At 38.5% G+C, this 18,574-nt stretch carries 11 protein-coding genes; 10 read left to right on the top strand and 1 reads right to left on the bottom strand.

Features of this window, described 5'->3' with window-relative positions:
* Window positions 1-272: 272 nt before the first annotated feature.
* From ACZ5N5_RS01290 to ACZ5N5_RS01245, 10 genes are all read left to right on the top strand, one after another.
* On the top strand, window positions 273-485 hold the full coding sequence (locus ACZ5N5_RS01290; RefSeq protein ID WP_054861071.1) for an AraC family ligand binding domain-containing protein: 213 nt from the start codon (window positions 273-275) through the stop codon (window positions 483-485).
* Window positions 473-1,135 (top strand): helix-turn-helix transcriptional regulator, encoded by a 663-nt coding sequence (locus ACZ5N5_RS01285; RefSeq protein ID WP_464373104.1) that lies wholly within the window; start codon window positions 473-475, stop codon window positions 1,133-1,135. The genes ACZ5N5_RS01290 and ACZ5N5_RS01285 overlap by 13 nt, the downstream gene beginning before the upstream one ends.
* A gap of 63 nt (window positions 1,136-1,198) precedes the next feature.
* The gene (pelA, locus tag ACZ5N5_RS01280) at window positions 1,199-6,838 is read left to right on the top strand and encodes a pectate lyase (protein WP_464373103.1); all 5,640 of its coding nucleotides are present in this window, start codon (window positions 1,199-1,201) and stop codon (window positions 6,836-6,838) included.
* A 321-nt stretch (window positions 6,839-7,159) separates the two neighbouring features.
* Window positions 7,160-8,443, top strand: coding sequence for a purine/pyrimidine permease (locus tag ACZ5N5_RS01275; RefSeq protein ID WP_464373102.1), 1,284 nt, complete (start codon window positions 7,160-7,162; stop codon window positions 8,441-8,443).
* Between the two features lie 177 nt (window positions 8,444-8,620).
* The gene (locus ACZ5N5_RS01270; protein WP_464372517.1) at window positions 8,621-9,904 is read left to right on the top strand and encodes an IS110 family RNA-guided transposase; all 1,284 of its coding nucleotides are present in this window, start codon (window positions 8,621-8,623) and stop codon (window positions 9,902-9,904) included.
* 957 nt (window positions 9,905-10,861) lie between these two features.
* A complete protein-coding gene (locus tag ACZ5N5_RS01265; RefSeq protein ID WP_464367730.1) occupies window positions 10,862-12,184 on the top strand; it encodes an ABC transporter substrate-binding protein in 1,323 nt (440 codons plus the stop codon).
* A 53-nt stretch (window positions 12,185-12,237) separates the two neighbouring features.
* Window positions 12,238-13,107: a carbohydrate ABC transporter permease gene (locus ACZ5N5_RS01260; protein WP_109983073.1), complete on the top strand. Its 870-nt coding sequence runs from the start codon at window positions 12,238-12,240 to the stop codon at window positions 13,105-13,107.
* Complete coding sequence (locus ACZ5N5_RS01255) at window positions 13,097-13,975, top strand: carbohydrate ABC transporter permease (RefSeq protein ID WP_109983072.1); 879 nt, start codon at window positions 13,097-13,099, stop codon at window positions 13,973-13,975. Before ACZ5N5_RS01260 ends, ACZ5N5_RS01255 begins: the two co-directional genes overlap by 11 nt.
* Window positions 13,976-14,262: 287 nt before the next feature.
* The gene (locus tag ACZ5N5_RS01250; RefSeq protein WP_109983071.1) at window positions 14,263-15,300 is read left to right on the top strand and encodes a LacI family DNA-binding transcriptional regulator; all 1,038 of its coding nucleotides are present in this window, start codon (window positions 14,263-14,265) and stop codon (window positions 15,298-15,300) included.
* A gap of 146 nt (window positions 15,301-15,446) precedes the next feature.
* A complete protein-coding gene (locus ACZ5N5_RS01245; RefSeq protein WP_464373101.1) occupies window positions 15,447-16,904 on the top strand; it encodes an IS1182 family transposase in 1,458 nt (485 codons plus the stop codon).
* A gap of 141 nt (window positions 16,905-17,045) precedes the next feature.
* Here ACZ5N5_RS01245 and ACZ5N5_RS01240 read toward each other — a convergent pair whose 3' ends face one another.
* A complete protein-coding gene (locus ACZ5N5_RS01240) occupies window positions 17,046-18,545 on the bottom strand; it encodes a sodium:solute symporter family protein (protein WP_109983070.1) in 1,500 nt (499 codons plus the stop codon).
* Between the last annotated feature and the right edge of the window lie 29 nt (window positions 18,546-18,574).

Here is an 18,574-nt window from a genome sequence, read left to right as displayed (position 1 = left end):
TAATACACGAAAGCAGGCCCTTTGTGGTCTGCTTTTTTTGTCTTCACAAAAAAACTGTTGCACAATCTAGATTCTTGATTGTGCAACAGCCCCTTTTTTTATTTTTATGAAATCTTGCTTAACCTATTGGAAAATCTCTAGCATTCGAGAGCAATATAGGAATATTTTTTCAACAATATTTAGATATAACGATGAAAATCACTGTGTTATAATACAGAATGTAACCGTTTTCTTTTAAAAACAAGGATGAGAAAGGAAGTGGGGATATTTAGATGAATAGAAAACAAGTGGCGATACCTTCTTTTAAAATTGAGGACAAAACAGGTAAGAAGACAGCGAAGGATTTTCACTCACATCTAGGCTATGAGATTGTCTGGGTCAAGCATGGAGAAGCGAAGTTTATTTTTGAAGAAAAGGTCTATCATGTCAAAAAAGATCAGGTACTTTTTTTAATAGTACAGAATTTCATAAAGTGCGATTGTTAGAGGATCAAGTATATGAAAGAGTCGTGATCATGTTCACTGATGATTTTCTTCTCTCCAATCAGCCTATTCTCAGCAAGTTCAGACAATTGTTAGATGATTTACCTGTTCCACACTGTTTACTCCACTTATTTATGTGGCGCAAAGGTCCATTTCGACATATTATGGATAAGCTTCTACGGGAATATAATGATATACATTCCTGGGGACAAAAAAGTGCTCTAGAGCTTTATTTAGCAGAATTACTTCTATATTTAAGCAGAGAGATACATACATCATTTGAGCCACATCCATCACAAAATACTTTACCCAAAAATGAAAGGGTAGAGCTTCAAGAAAGAATATTAAAAGAAATCAATGTTATTTGGTGCACAAATTGGCAGCTTGAAGAGCTTGCAGAAAAGCTTCATTTTAATAAGTATTATCTCTGTCATTTTTTTAAAAAAGAATTCGGCATGACGATCCATCAATATATTTTACAAAGGCGAATTTATGAAGCGAAAAAAATGCTGATTGATACGAAAATCTCGATCAATGATTTAGCACAACAAGTCGGGTTTTCTACTGCATCTAATTTTATTAGGTGTTTTAAGAAATATGTCAACATGACCCCAAAGCAGTACAGAGATGAAAAGATCTCTAATGGTTTATAAGAGGAAGGAGGTAATGGTTTAATTATTCATACTAAATTTATAGAGGAAGGGAGAAAGAAAGGAATGAGAACCTGGAAGCGGATTGGATATCTCTTTATGATATTCGTGTTATTAGTCACAACTATATTGCCTGCATTACCCACGAAAGTAGTAAAAGCGGAGAGTAATTTTAACAACGTTGTTATCCTGAACGAAAACTTTGATGACGAAGCGGTAGGTGAGACCCCAGCAGGATTAGATATTTCAGAGGCGGGTGGATCGGTAACGATTGCGGAAGACGAAACAGGAAATAAATTTGTCCAATTGGAGGATACGAGTGAGAGTGATTCTGTACAAATCTCTAAATCCTTTGAAGCGTTAACAGGAATAGTAACCATACAATTAAAATTCAAACAGCCTAGCTATAAAAGCTCTGCAAAGGTGTTACGTGTCAAAGGGGATGGAATCTCTGCCATCATTGAAACAAAGGATGGTCATATCGCCTATCGTAACAGTGATGATACCTATAAAAATCTGATAGAAGTAAAAGAAGGTCAGTGGTATGACGTAAAATTAGTAGTCAATCTACAAGCTCAAACTACTAGCACATATATCAATGACGAATTGAAGCTAGAAAATGCCAATTTTTATCGTCCTGCAACAACCATTGATTTTATCGAATCCTTTACACCAGGAAATGGAGCGTTTGGTCATCATATTGATAATCTATTGATTTCTCAACAAACAGAGGTAGAGGAAGAGGCCGATCCAGAAGGAGAAATAGTTTTTGAAAAGAATTTTAATGAAGATGCCGTAGGTGAAGAGCCGACAGATGTAACTGTTTCAGAAGCTGGTGGAACCGTATCGGTGGTTGATTTACCTTCTGCTGAGAATAAAAGTGTCTATTTAGAGGACACAAGTGAAGAAACGAATGTGATTTTAAGTAAATCGTTCGATGATCTTGTAGGAACCGTGACAGTTGATTTGAAATTTATGCAACCAAGCTATACGAGCTCTACGAAAATTGTCAGAGTTAAAGGGGATGCAACTCCTGTAATCATCGAAACAAAGAATAACAGTATCACTTATCGAACTGGTGATCATTATGAGCCTTTAGTAGAGGTAGTGGAAAATCAGTGGTATAACATTAAAGTGAAAATAGATTTAGATAATCAAAAAGCAAATGTCTTTATTGATGGGGAGTTGAAATTAGAAGATGCTGCCCTCAATGAATCGACAACGAAAGTGAATTTTATCGAGACCTTTACACCGAATAGTAGTGCACAGGGCCACTATGTGGATGATATAAGAGTGGCGGGATTCTTGCCGGAAGAACCGACAGACCCTGAGCCTCCGGAGGAACCGACTGATCCTGAACAAGATCCAGATTCGGATCAAGAGGAACCATCAGAATCAGCAGGTGGCATTTATGAAGCAGAGGATGCGGAGGTCCATCATGCAATTATCGATAATAAGCATGTCGGATTTACGGGTACAGGTTTTGTTGATTACAATCCAAATGCGCCAGGAGGCTGGATTGAGTGGACGGTTGAAGTTCCAGTTGATGGGGAATACACGTTAGATTTCCGTTATGCACATGGTGGTACAGATAAACGCCCTGCGGAGATTAAGGTAAATGGAGAGGTGGTCAATCCAGAATTAGCATTCGATCCTACAGGTGATTTTGCAGCATGGAAACATACTTCCACAAAAGCTAACTTAAAAGCAGGCGTAAATACGATTCGAGCAACAGGAATTGCGCCAAGTGGTGGAGCGAATATTGACCATTTGCGTGTTTTCATGGAGGTTGATGATACTTATGAAGCAGAGGATGCGGTTTTCGAATCTGATGGGGTTATTGTAGATAATAAGCATACAGGTTTTACGGGAACGGGCTTTATTGATTTTAGTCCAAATCAACCGGGAAGCTGGGTAGAATGGACAGTGAATGTTCCAGCTGATGGAGAGTATTATTTAGATTTTCGCTATGGTCATGGAGGAACCGATTCGCGTCCTGCAGAGATAAAGGTAAATGATCAGATAATAGAAGAAGAGCTAGCCTTCGATCCAACAGGTGGTTGGGCAGAATGGACGTATACTACAACGAAAGCGGAGCTAAAAGCTGGTGAAAATGTGATCCGAGCAACAGGAGTTGGTTCTAGTGGTGGTGCGAACATTGACCATCTACGTGTTCATAATTTAGCAGATGGTGGTGGAGAGGCCCCAGTAGAAGTAGAAGACTCCAATTTGGAAGAAGTAGCAGGTGGCTTATTAGTAAAGAAAATGAAACAGCTTGGTATGATTGATGAAGAGCCAGCAGCAAATGAGGAAGAAATCACAAGACTCGAATTTATGGCATTAGTCAATGATAGCTTTGGATTTGTTTATGAAGAGAAATTCAAGAACTTACAAAATAAAGAAAATGTTTGGGAAGTCTCAAGAGAGGAATGGTATGCCTATGTATTAGAAGCTGCGAAAGAACAAGGCTATGCCGATCATCTAGTGAAAAATGATAGCATTTCACCAGATCAAACGATAACGAAAAAAGAGGCTGCCCAAATGATCGAAAACATTACAGGAGATACTATCTCAACGAACAATGGGTCCCTAACTTGGGGAGAAGCAAGAGAATGGTTATCCGATCAAGAGGGTCGAGAGATAGAATTAGTAGGAGTTCATGCTGTATCCTCCAATGTGATGGCTGTGACGTTAAATGGCCATTTTGAAGAGTTTGACTACAATGATTTAGAAGTAGTGGTTCCAACAAGAAAATGGGATTTACTCTCACCAGGCTTTGAAAATTTACGTATCGATAAAGCGACACATACGACGAATAAATTTGGACAGACGGTAGTTATTCTTCACAGCCTAGACGATTGGAATGAATATGCTGAATATGAGCAAGAGATCGAAGAAACGAAATTTTCTGGTGACTTAGATACTGCCATTGAGGAAGCAAATAACTTACTTACATGGCAAATGGAGCATGGTGGTTGGACGAAAAACTGGTCCCACATCTATACACGTCCATGGGATGGGGAAGAGTCGCGTTCCGAGTGGGTAGAAGATGGTGTTGAGCTTGGTACGATCGATAATGATGCTACTATTTCTGAAATCATGTATTTAGCACAAGTCTACCAGGAGACAAAAGATGTGAAATATAAAGAAAGTATCGAAAAAGGACTAGAATTTCTTTTTAAATTACAATATGATACGGGTGGATTTGCACAGGTTTATCCAGAACGAGGTAACTACTCAGACTATGTGACATTTAATGATGAGGCTATGATAAATGTGCTAGAAATGATGGATTTAATTGTTGAACAAAAATATCCATTTAATTCTGATCTGATTAGTGAAGAATATGTGAGGAAAACAAAGGAATCGATTGATATCGCAATAGACTATATTCTAAATGCACAAATTGAAGTAGATGGTCAGTTAACAGCATGGTGTGCACAGCATGACCCATTCACTTATGAACCTAGAGGAGCCCGTTCCTATGAGCATCCTTCCATTTCTGGATCAGAATCTGTTGGAATCATTCGCTATTTGATGTCACGTCCTCCAACAGAAGAAATCAATCGTGCTATATTAGCTGCTCTAGAATGGCTTGATGAAGTGAAGCTTGAAAATACTCGTTATGTTAGTGGCGATCCAAACAATGAGTATTTTGTAGAAGACCCTAATTCTACTGCTTGGTATCGATTCTATGAAATTGGTACAAATAAGCCAATCTTCTCTGGTCGTGATGGTGTCATTAAGCATGACATTATGGAGATCGAAGAAGAGAGAAGAAATGGCTATGCTTGGGGTGGCCATTGGGGAGCACAGCTTCTAGAAATCGCTAAAAAGACGGGAAATTACACAAACAAGGTTTACGTTCAAGTGGCAAATACCAATTCAACAGATATAAATGGAAGAACGTTAGAAGCAAATAATATTCATCAATTGGAAGGACAAATGAAGCAAATGAATGAGATAGAAAGCCATATAACAGTAGCCAAGGATGGTAGTGGAGATTATGAAACCGTCCAAGCAGCAATCGATGCCGTTCCAGAAAACAATACAGACCCAGTTACCATTTTTATCAAGAATGGAATCTATAAAGAGGTTGTCACGATTCCTAACAACAAGCCATTTATTACCCTGTTAGGGGAAAGTGAAACAGATACGATCATTACGTACGACAATTATGCAGGTAGAGATAATGGAGTTGGTGGAACATTAGGTACAAGTGGCAGTGCAAGTGTTTATTTAAAAGCAGATGATTTAACGGTTCAAAACCTAACATTAGAAAATTCCTTTGATGAGAGTATTAATGTAGAAGGAAATCAAGCAGTCGCGGTTTATGCTAGTGGTGATCGTCAATATTATCGAAATGTTCGATTTATTGGAAACCAAGACACCTTATACACCCATTCTGGTACTCAATATTATTATCAGGTTTATATTGAAGGGGATGTTGATTTCATCTTCGGTGCCGCAAGTATTGTAATTGAGGATTCGATTATTCACTCTTATGATCGAGGCTCTGATTCAAATAATGGCTATGTTACTGCTGCGAGCACACTACTTTCTGAGAAATATGGCATGCTGATACTAGATAGTAAATTTACGAGTGATGCGGCGGATGGCACCGTCTATTTAGGGCGTCCGTGGCCAGCAGGTGGGAATCCACAAGCAAGAGGTAGTGTCTTGATCAAGCATAGTGAGCTTGGTGCTCATATTAAGGAAGAGGGCTGGACCTCGATGAGCGGTCTGGAACCAGAGGATGCTAGATTATATGAGTATGAGAATTATGGACCAGGCGCTGTGATTAATGAAAACCGTAGACAATTGACAGATGAAGAAGCTGCTAAATGGACGGTCCCTAATGTACTAAAAGGATGGGATGCACAAGCTTTAAATAATGATTCAGGGGAAGAAAATCCTGATGACGGTGGTGAGCAGCCTGATGATGGACAAGATGATGGAGATCAAGGGCAGGACGAAGAAGACAATGGGGATGATAATGGATCGGATCAAGATCAAGATCAAGAGGAAGATAATGGTGATGATGGGTCCGATCAAGATAAAGACGAGGAACACAATGATGATGAAGGATCAGATCAGGATCAAGGCAATGATCAGTCTAATCAAGATGGAGCTGGGTCTGGTGATAATAGTGAACTTGATGAAAAAATAGTAAAGCTTGGTGAAAAAGTGAGTGTAGCACCTGGCCAAACAATCGTAATAGAAGGTTCCAAAGTCAAAATAGGATTACCAGATGATTTACCTAACGGAACAAAGCTATTGATAAAAGAAGCATCACCAATCCATACGGATGGATTTAAAATAGCAGGGGATATTTATCAGTTTGATTTTGAATTCCCAGAAGGCTACGAGGATTATCGTGGAGATTATTCCTTAACACTTGAGTACGAAACTAGTAAATTTTCAAAAGAAGAGGTAGCTATTTATTACTACAATGAAGAATTAGAGCAATGGGAACATATTGGAGGAGAAGTAACAGATGGAACCATTACCGTAACCGTCGAGCATTTCTCAACTTATGGAGTCCTAGCAGAAGCGGAACAAGCTTCCACAGGGGGAACGGATCATTCAAACAATGAGCTACCATCGACGGCAACCAATACATTTAATTGGATTATCACTAGTCTTCTCTTCCTGTTGCTTGGAAGTATCATCCTAATCTTAAATCGAAAAAGTAAAAAATCATAATGATATGGAGCCAGCTTCTCGTAAGCTGGTTCTTTTTATGTGTTAGGAAAGCTAAAATTTTAGTACCAAGTATAAGCAAAATTAGGCATTCCGACCAAGGTCGAGCGAATGCAAGTTTTTCTAATGTCATAAGACAGAATCCAAAGCACTATCACAAAGTGAATAGACAAGGGAGGTTAGAAAAACGCATTCTCTAGCCTTGAAATACACGAGAGCTTACAATTACACTAATACCATCATCTCTCCAATCTCCTCCACCCAAAAATTTTTCCCCTCGTGTTATAATAAATTGGTTAATTAAGGGAAGTTAGGAGCAATGAAATGAATAACCAATCATTTTCCAGTTCTACATTAGAAACGATCCAATGGTTTGTTTTCCTACTTGCAAGCTCGGTAGCATTGCCAATCGTTATTGGTGCTATTTATCAATTAGATTTTGTAGAGGTTTCTGGCTTGATGCAAAGAACTTTTTTCACTGTTGGAGTCGCCTCTTTTTTACAAGGATGGTTGGGGCATAAGCTCCCTATTATGGAAGGACCAGCAGGGATATGGATAAGTATTTTTTCTGTGATGGCAGTAACTGGGGTGCAACAAGGAATTTCTTTAACGGAATCTTTGCAAATTTTAGAAACGACTATGATTATGACAGGAATTTTCTTATTTTTATTTGGTATTTTGAAAATATCACAATGGATTCTTCCGATATTTACCCCTCTCGTTACAGGAACGTTTTTCTTTTTACTAACGGTTCAATTAAGTGGGACTTTCCTTGAGGGGATGCTAGGATTGCAAGGTAATTCGGAAAAGATACAGCTAAATGCAGCAATGCTAGCATTTATTACTTTTTTTGTTGTGCTTGGCTTATCGATTTTTGCCAAAGGCTGGTTAAGTAGCTATGCAGTGCTAATTGGTATTGTAATAGGTTGGATCTTATATGCCTTGATGATTGGAGCGGAATCCTCTATTGGGGAGATGAAGCTATTCGCAATGCCTGAATGGTTTGCTTTTGGTATGCCTATTTTTGATTACAGTGTCATACCGATAGCTTTTGTTACTGCCATTATTTTAATTTCGAATGTGGTGGCATCGATTGTGGCTGTCAATCAAATATTAGGCATGAAGAAGCAACATTACAAGGACGAAGTAAATCGAGGTACCACCTTATCTGGAATGAACCATGGTATAGCAGGAATCTTTTCTGCCATTGCTAATGTTCCACTTGCGACATCTGCTGGATTTATTAGTTTAACAGGGCAAAAAAATAAAAGACCTTTTCTCTATGCTTCGATTCTATTGATTATCATTGCGTTTTTTCCGCCAATCGTCACCGTGATATCCAGTATTCCATCACCAATAGCGAATGCGGCACTAATGGCATCATTTGTCCAACTAGTCGGTCTTGCGATAAATAACGTAACACTAGAAAAGCTAGATAAAAGAAAAATAACAATCCTTGGTATTGCTTATTTGTTTGGAATGGGGACAATGTTTTTACCAACCGAGGTGTTTGCAGGGCTTCCATCCTATGTACAGAACCTTTTTAGTAATGGTCTATTAATCGGTACTGGGCTTGTCATTCTATTAGAACAGCTATGGAGAGAATGACGAATGAAATCTACTAGCAGAAAAAAAGCTAGTAGATTTTTTTATTTTACGTTAGGAAAGCATTCCTGTAATAAAGCAAAATGAGGATTGAATAAAAAATGCCCCCTTGGTATGATACGAGGTGTCCGATCACTGCAGTGTAAAAGGACCCTTAAATTAGAACCAAGGAGGACTATTATGTATTATAAACAAAATGACAAAATAGCACAACTAACGGAACAAACATTAATTATCGGAATTGATATTGCTAAGAACAAACACGTAGCTCGAGCACAAGATTTTCGTGGTATCCAGTTTGGAAAAGCTTTATACTTTGATAACTCATGGGAAGGCTTTGAATCCCTCATGTGTTGGAAAGATGAACTATGCGTTCAGCATGGAAAAATAAACATCATCATTGGGATGGAACCAACGGGACATTATTGGTTACCTTTAGCTCATTGGTTGAGAGAAAAGCAGATAAAAGTCGTCGTTGTCAACCCGGCGCATGTCAAGAAATCAAAAGAGTTGGATGACAATTCACCAACTAAAAATGATGTGAAAGATGCGAGAGTGATATCCCGTCTCATCCAAGATGGCCGTTATTCGGAACCGAATTTGCCAGAAGGCATCTATGCAGAACTTCGAGAAGGTATGAATTTGTATGAGCAATTAATGAAGGATTTTCAGACGATAAAAGGTCGTGTCCATCAATGGATTGACCGGTATTTCCCCGAATATACAACAGTCTTTTCCAAATGGGAAGGAAAAGCCTCTTTGGAAGTCCTGAAGATGGGATTGTTTCCGGATGAAATCGCCGAAACAGAGGACATAACCATCTTGAATGCAATCCGTAAAGCAGTTAAAAGAGGGGTGGGACTGAAAAAGGTTCGACAATTACAAGAAGTTGCAGGCCATTCTGTTGGCATACAAGAAGGAAAAATCCTAGCTAGGTTTAAACTGAAAACGCTAATGGAACAATATATGCTGATTCAAGAGAAAATAGAAGAGGCATGGGCAATGATAGAGCAATTTCTAGATACCATTCCAGGCGTAAACGAAATGGATGATATTGAAGGGATTGGCAAGGTAACAATAGCTGCATTCTATGCAGAAGTAGGTGATTTAGAAAACTATACACATCCAGAACAAATCACTAAATTGTCAGGATTAAATTTGAAACTGGCTACGTCTGGTAAATGGAAAGGCAGAACCATCATCACGAAGAGAGGGCGCCCTAAATTACGTGCTCTGTTGTTTAAAGTCATTCTGCCGTTAGTTAATCACAATCGTGCATTTAAGGCATTACATGAATATTTTACGACAAGAAAAGAAAATCCATTGAAGAAAAAACAATCCTTAATTGCATTATGTTGCAAGTTAATTCGAGTATTGTTTGCCATTGGAAAGAAACAAGTAGCATTTAGTCCAGAGAAGATGTTACAAGATATCCCGCATTTTCGTTTAAAAGATGCCGTTTAACAAAGGTTTGGTAATGTTCTCTTCATTGAGTGACATTTATACCTAAGTGGCTTGACATGGAGCCTCTATGGGCATGATCTCCTCGCCAAGGAACCAAATGGTAAAAAATTGGCTCAGTTGGATCAGGGTATCATGCCCACCTCTCCACATCAAGCCGTGCAATGAATAGAGTGTAGTGGAAGACTATTGACGATGGTAACGTATGAATAAAAGAATATCTTAATTAGAAGCTCATGTATTTCATCAAGAAAACAAACACAACATCTGAAGCACGGAGCAGCCGGCAAATTTATATACGATCGGGCAATGACCCTGTAGGAAAGCATCGCCGGCCCCACTTCATGGATAGACCGAACGAAGGAATGTATGCGCATCGGACGCTGTGAGATATGGGAGGGTTTGTCGCCATGAGTATTGTGGGAAAAGAGTGCGATCATAGCACAGTTAGTTACCATTTTTTTCAAAAATAAAGAAATGGCTTATTAAGTAAACCCTTTTTCACCATTATTTCATCCATCATTCGGTTGACCTAATTAAAGTTGTGAAATTACACTTGATATTTATATAATATTCTAAGAAAAATAGAGTAATCAAGAGAATTCGTTAGTATATAGAGGGAGTATAAAATTTCTGCACAGTAGCGTTTCGGCGTAGCTGAAATTTTAAGGTACCAAGTATAAGAAAAACTAGGCATTCGCTAAAGGATGAGCGAATGCGAGTTTTTCTAATAAACAAAAAAGCATCAAAAAATTACTAAATAAACACTTTTACAAACTTGCCTTAACCTTACTTACATGTGCTTTATGCATAAATTTGTGCAAAGAATATGGTATGTTTGCACAAATAAATACTAAAAAAATATTGAAAGCGTTTTATTTTCCTGTTATGATATTCGTAATTAGTAAGAATTATTTACTAAAATAACACTAAATATTTACGTGTTGAGGAGGAATGGAAATGAGAGGGAAATCAAGTTGGTTAGGAAAAGGATTATTAGCTATGGTATTGATTGTATTATTGTTGTCAGCTTGTAGCTCTGATTCAGGTGGCTCATCCTCAGGAGGTTCTAGTGATGGAAAGGTAAAGCTAACGATGACGGCATGGGGGAACCCAGCGGAAATCAAAGTATATCAAAAAGCGATTGATGCGTATCAAGAAGATAATCCAGATGTATCTATTAAATTAATACCAGGACCTGGTGATACGTATAAACAAAAATTATTAACACAGCTTCAAGGTAGTCAATCACCAGATCTGTTCTATGTTGGTGCTGAATACATGTCCCAGCTAATTGAAACAGGCCGTGTAGCAGAATTATCTGAGTTTTTGAATTCGGATGAAAGCTTTGTAAAACCAGAGGAATTTGCAGAAGGTTTATGGGGTGCCGCTAAGAAAGAGGAAGAGATCTACGGTACACCAGTGGATTCCAATCCAATGCTTCTGTATTACAACAAAACGGTATTAGAAGAGGCGGGCTTAGATCCCAATGAGCCACAGAAATTGTATGAAGCGGGGGAATGGAACTGGGAAAAATTTGCTGAGATAAATAAGCAAGTGACCGAATCTGGAAAATATGGCTTTGTCGCAGAAAATACTTCCTCCCACTTGTTTAGCTGGGTTTGGACAAATGGTGGAAAAATGTATGACGAAGAAGGAAATATCATCCTACAAGAAAATGAGAAGGCACAAGAAGCTATTGCTTATTTAAATGAAAATGTTTCAAATGGCAACTTTAAGTATGCGGGATCCTTACCTGAAGGACAGGGACCTGATGCCATGTTTATGTCCAATCAGACAGCCTTTGCAGCAGCAGGACGCTGGTATACACCGATGTTTAGTGAGAATAAAAACCTCGAATTTGATTATATTCCATGGCCAACGAATACAGGAGAAAAAATGGAGCCTGCTGTCATAGCAACAGCCTATTTATCTACGACGACGGATTCAGATAATTTAGAAGAAGCGAAGAAATTTCTCTCTTTCTATACCTCTGAAAAAGGCCAGAGAGCAAGGCTTGAAGGAAACGGAAATGCCGTACCATCTATTGCTAGTGTGGATGATATTATCGAAAATGCTGAAGTTCCAGAACATTCAAGTTATTTGATCGATGCTCGCGATATTGGAAAAGTGGAAGCAAATCAATCCGTTATTCCAGGACTAGACCAAGAAGTGATCGATATCTTTGATTTAATGTTTTTAGGTGAACAAACTCCAGAGGATACGATTACAAAGGTTTCTGAAAAAGCTAAGTCTATGATTGAGGATTATAAGAATCAGTGATGGAGTAGGGTGTCCTGCTCCTCCTTCCATATAATTTAAAAGAGGTGAGCAACATGCGAAAAAATAATGCCTTATGGGGGCTGGCTTTTTTAACACCACAGTTGATAGGTTTAATTTTCTTTGCAGTTATTCCACTCGTTTCTGCATTGGTTTTAAGTTTTATGAAATGGGATGGTTTTGGGGAGAGGTCATTTGTAGGACTTGATAACTTTATCTATCAATTTACGAATGCAGATTTTTGGACGGCAACCTATAACACGATATTATATACCGTTCTTACTGTACCATTTGGAATTCTATTGTCTATGCTACTTGCGATTGCTCTGAACAAAATTAAAGGAAAAGAGATCTATCGCTTGTTTTATTTCATGCCAGTTGTGACAAGCTCTGTTTCGATTGGGGTTATTTGGATGTGGATTTTAAATGGAGACCTGGGGATTCTTAATCAAGTTTTAGCCATGATCGGTATTAATGGCCCTGACTGGTTAACTAATACGAATCTTGTCATGATTTCCATTGCCATTTTAAGTATTTGGTGGCAGCTTGGCTATAATATGGTGATTTTTCTAGCAGGACTTCAAGGGATTTCCAAATCTTATTATGAGGCTGCGGAGATCGATGGAGCCTCTAAATTTCAGCAATTTCTTAAGATTACCCTCCCAATGCTGTCACCGACTACTTTTTTTGTCACGATCATGGCAATTATCGGTTCTTTCCAAGTGTTTGATCAAGCCTTTGTTATGACAAATGGAGGTCCAGGTAAGGCGAGTTATACGATGGTATTTCACATTTATGATAATGCTTTTGTAGATTTTCGTTTTGGCGAAAGCTCTGCAGCAGCGATGATACTGTTCGTAGTAATCCTTATCTTTACTCTTGTTCAATTCAAGCTTCAAAAAAGGTGGGTCCATTATGAAGACTAATACACAATCCATCAATCAAGTGATACCAGTGGCGAAGACAAAGAAAAAAATCGCACCATCTAGAATTCTGTTACACATTGCCTTAACAATTGGCGCGATAATTATGGTTTTTCCTTTTTTATGGACGATTAGTAGTTCATTGAAGGACATGTCTCAAATATTCGCCGTACCACCTGTTTGGATACCAGACCCAATCGTTTGGTCAAACTATGTTGATTCTTTTACGGCCATGCCATTTGGAAGAGCTTATTGGAACAGCTTTTACATTACGGTAGTTGTCGTGGTCGCCCAGCTTTTTACAGGGTCTATGGCTGCCTATGCATTTGCGAAGCTCCGTTTTCGCGGTTCTGGCTTATTGTTCATCCTGTTCCTAGCAACTATGATGATTCCAAAACAGGTAACGATGATTCCTTTATATTTAATTATGGATAAGATTAATTGGCTAGATACTCATTTAACGCTCATTGTGCCTGGAGCATTATTCAATGCTTTTGCGGTCTTTTTATTACGCCAGTTTATCAGAGGGATACCGAAGGAGTTAGAGGAAGCAGCAGTGATGGATGGTGCCAATCCATTTCGCATCTATTGGAGTGTGATCTTGCCGCTGATACGTCCTGCATTAGCTGCAGTCGGTATCTTTATCTTTATGGGGACATATAACAATTTCATTGACGCATTAATCTATTTGTCCACACCGGAAAATTTCACCGTTCCATTATTGCTTAACAATTTCAAAGGTTTATATGTTACAAATTGGTCCTATATGATGGCAGGAGCAACGATATCGGTAGTGCCAGTTATTATCGTTTACCTCTTTGCACAACGACATATTATCGAAGGTGTAACACTTACAGGTATAAAAGGTTAGATACTATATGCTCTAGGTTAGCCCCACTATGCTAGTAAAGGATAGTGGGGATTTTCTATCATTAGTCATATAAGATTGATAAGTTATACAAAGGCTGACAGATGCGAGCCATCGGTGGTAGGAGGAGAAATCTATACTGATGGAAGTCTCACTATATTGTTACAAATCTATCAACTGATCCAAAAGTCATCTATTCCTCTCGTTAACTTCTAATAGGTAAGTAAGTTATCAAAGATTAGTGTTATACTAATAGGAAGAGAAAAACATATATTAGTGAGGTTGTTTATATGGCTACGATAAAAGATATTGCATTACGCTCCAACGTATCAGCAACAACCGTTTCTAGAGTGTTAAATAATGATCAAACATTATCGGTTGCACCTGATACAAGAAAGCGTATTCTCGAAACAGCCAAGGAGCTTGGCTATAAAACGGTGAGAGAGCGAAGATTCGAGCAGCAATCAGCAGAAAAAACGAATCAAATAAAAATAGGAATTATTTTATGCCAATCACTAGAGGAGGAATTGAACGATCCTTATTTTCTTCCAATCCGACAAGGTATTGAAAAGGAATGCTTACAGCACGGAATCCATGTTACCGAGCTGTTCCGGATTAAATCATTTCAAGCAAGTCAGTTAACAGACGATTTCGATGGTTTAATTATCGTAGGAAGGTTCAGACCAGAAGCTATTCAAAACGCAAAAGAGAAAATAAAAAATATTGTCTATATTGACTATGCACCAGATGAAGAGACGTTTGATTCTGTTGTCATTGATTTTGAAGTAGCGACAAGTAACATCATTCATCATTTATTTCAGAATGGCTATCAACAACTCGGTTTTATCGGAGGAAAGCAATTAGAGCACACTTATACTGGTTATACCAATGTAGAAGACCCTCGAGAGAAAACCTTCAGAAAGATGATGGAACAGTATGGAACCTATAATCCCAATCATGTTTTTATAGGAGAATTTACGATTTCGAATGGATATCAATTAATGAAAAAGGCGATCAATAGAGGAGATTTACCAGAGGCCTTTTTCATTGCAAGTGATCCTATGGCAATCGGTGCGTTAAGAGCCATTCAAGAGGCGAATTTGCGAGTGCCTGAGGACATTGCGATTGTAAGCTTTGACGATATTGAAATGGCCCAATTTACAAGTACGCCGTTAACTACCATTAAAGTCTATACAGAAGAGATGGGGAGAACAGGCGTAAAGCTTTTATTGGATAAAATTAATGGAAGAAATCTCCCATTAAAAGTAGTCGTTCCAACAAAGCTTGTCGTTCGAGATAGCTGTGGAAGTAAATTAAATAGAGTCTGAGACGCAAAAAAAGAGTCGAAGAATAAAGAGGCCACTGAAAAAGTCCAAAATCTAATTAACGAGGGTTTTCTCGATGAAATTGAGAAGACCCTCGTTGTTATTTTCATGTATAATAGAAGCAACAATTTTTAGTGGTGGTGGTACATATGATTTCTGATCAACAGTCGCTTAATCTTAGTCCCTTCATGGCAATATACGATTTGGTAGTACCCAAAGACAATATGCTTCGACAAATAAACGAACTGGTGGACTTCTCTTTTATTTTAGAAGAACTAAGAGATAAATATTGTTTGGATAACGGTCGAAACGCTGTACCTCCTATTCGTCTTTTTAAATATCTATTACTTAAGACAATCTTCGATTTGTCTGATGTTGATGTCGTCGAGCGTTCGAAATATGATATGTCCTTCAAATATTTTTTAGAAATGGCACCAGAAGACCCAGTTATTCATTCAAGCACATTAACCAAATTCCGGAAATTACGACTAAAGGATACAAAGTTACTGGACATGTTAATTCAGAAATCCGTGAAGTTAGCTCTGGAAAAAGATCTTATTGCGAGTAATTCCATCATCGTTGATGCCACCCATACAAAAGCACGTTTTAACCAGAAATCACCGATCGAATTTCTGAGGGAAAAATCAAAGCTACTGCGTAAAGCTGTTTACCAGGTGGACGAACGTTTGAAAGAAAAGTTTCCTTCGAAGAGCGTTACAGAGGATTTAGCTGATGAACTTCAATACAATAAGGAACTTATTGAAGTGTTGGACCAAGAAGAGGCCGTATCCAGCTATCCGAAAGTGAAAGAAAAGCTAAATTACTTAAAAGAACTAGTGGAAGATCACGTAGAGAACCTGCCTTCCTCCGATGATCTTGATGCCCGAAAAGGGCATAAATCGGCCGATACCTCTTTTTTTGGATATAAAACACATATCGCTATGAGTGAAGAACGAGTGATTACAGCTGCGGTTGTCACTACTGGAGAAAAGAATGATGGTAAATATCTACAGACATTAATTGAAAATACGCAAAGTACAGGCATGAATGTGAAGTGTGTTATTGGAGATACAGCTTACTCGGAAAAATACAATATCCAATACGCAAACCAAAATGATTTAGAATTAGTGTCAAAGCTACATCCACTCATTACACAAGGCGTACGTCAGAAAGAAAACGAGTTTGAATTCAATAAGGATGCCGGCATGTATGTTTGTAAGGCAGGAAATATGGCCATACGGAAAGCACGTACTGGTAAGAAATCATCGAATCAAAGTTATACTTATTATTTTGATGTGGAAAAGTGTAAGGTCTGCCCGCTTCGGGATGGGTGTTATAAAGAGGGGGCGAAGTCGAAGACTTACTCCGTCACAATTAAATCCTCCGAACATATGGAGCAGCAAGTCTTTCAGGAAAGTCCTCATTTTCGTGAAAAAGCAAAAGAACGTTACAAAATTGAAGCGAAAAATAGTGAACTAAAACACAGACACGGGTATGATGTAGCATCTTCCTCGGGTCTCGTTGGCATGGAAATGCAGGGAGCAATGTCGATTTTCACCGTGAACTTGAAACGAATTATCAAACTAATGAACGAACCAAAGGAATAAAAGCAAGGAAAAAAGGGGTCTGTCCGTTCAATTCTGAACGGACAGACCCCTTTTCTTTATATTTTTCCGACACCATAAAACTAAAACGTTAGTTTTTCAGTGGCCTCAGAATAAATCGACTCTTTTCGCTTAGGGCATATATTAAATTGTCTTTTTTAAGACGAGATCCTCATGGCTTTCGTTTGCCGTTAATCCACTAATGATTCCCATTACAGCAAAGGCTGCTACAGAACTGAAGAACATCGCTAGATAGATGTTGCCAATGATTTCATAGGATGTGAAGATAACATATAAGCTGGCCCCAGTAATGAGAGCAGCAATCGCTCCATAGTTATTCGCCTTTTTCCAAAAGTAGCCCAAGGTGATTGGTGCAATGATACCAGAGATAATCGCTGAGAAACTAAACTGTATTAGAAAGGATAGAGAATCTGGGCGCTCCAAGGAAAAATATAAGGAGAGTAGCCCAACAAAGATAAGGGATCCCTTCGCGACATTTAGTGATTTTCTTTCTAATTCCTTTTCAGCTATTTTTTTCGATGAAAGAATTGGTGCTAGCACACGGTAAAAGTCATTCCCAATACTAGTCGTCACCCCTAAATAAAGACTATCCGTACTAGAAAGTATAGCCGATATAATCCCAACGATCATAATTGCTGCAATAATACTAGGGAATGATTCTAGTACATAGACTGGGATGGCTGCATCGACACTTTCCAAGTTGGGAAATAATACTCTTGCTGCAAGCCCGCCAATGACCATAAGTGTGGAAATAACACATAACACTAAACCAGCAGATAGGGTAAATGGAGCTAATTCCTCCTCTGTCTCGATCGATAGCACCTTGTTTAATAAGTGTGGCATTAAAATAAAACTAAATAGTAAAAATTGAACAGCCATGATGGCCAGCACACTATTGTAAGGACCATCTGCACCAACAGCACCAGTTAAATTCGGATCGATGGCATTCAGCCCATCCGTTAATTTGCCAAATACACCAAGGCCTCCCCCTATAGTCCAAAACAGGGAGATAACGATTAGAATGGAAGTAATCGCCATTAAAATCCCTTGAATACCATCTGTAATCATTTGAGCATAAGCCCCACCAAGACCGATATAAAGAATCGTAATCGTTACCCCTATAATAATTCCCCAGAAGTAGGGGATGCCGATCACTGTTTCAAAGATGGTAGCAAGTCCGACATTTTGTCCTACAATATAATAGACATTAAACAGGATTAAAATCGTAACAAGCACTTGTAGTGCTCTCGAGTTATATCGTTTCCCGAGCCATTCAGGCAGTGTGGATACTCGACCGAATTTCTTGCCATAGCGCCAAAAGGTCTTCGTGAATAACAATAGGGCCACCCATGAAACACCGAAGCATCCAAGTGTATACCAAAGCACAGATGTACCATATTGATAAGCTAAGCCTGGTACACCAATGAATAAATTTGCACTAGAATAGGATGCGGCAAAACTAGCCCCTACAAGCCAAGGATTCACCTTTCCTCTGGCTGTTGCAAATCCATTCATTGATTTACTATGAGCACTACCTCTTTTTCCAATCCATGTAACTACACCAAAATAAACAACTAATAAAATAATAACAGTCCAAAGTAATAAACTAGAGCTTGCAAGCATAATCTATTGTTCTCCCTTCTTTGAATAAA

The organism is Gracilibacillus sp. JCM 18966 (assembly GCF_055392695.1).
Note: the sequence above shows the minus strand (reverse complement) of the source record. Positions and strands in the feature narration are given on the sequence as shown.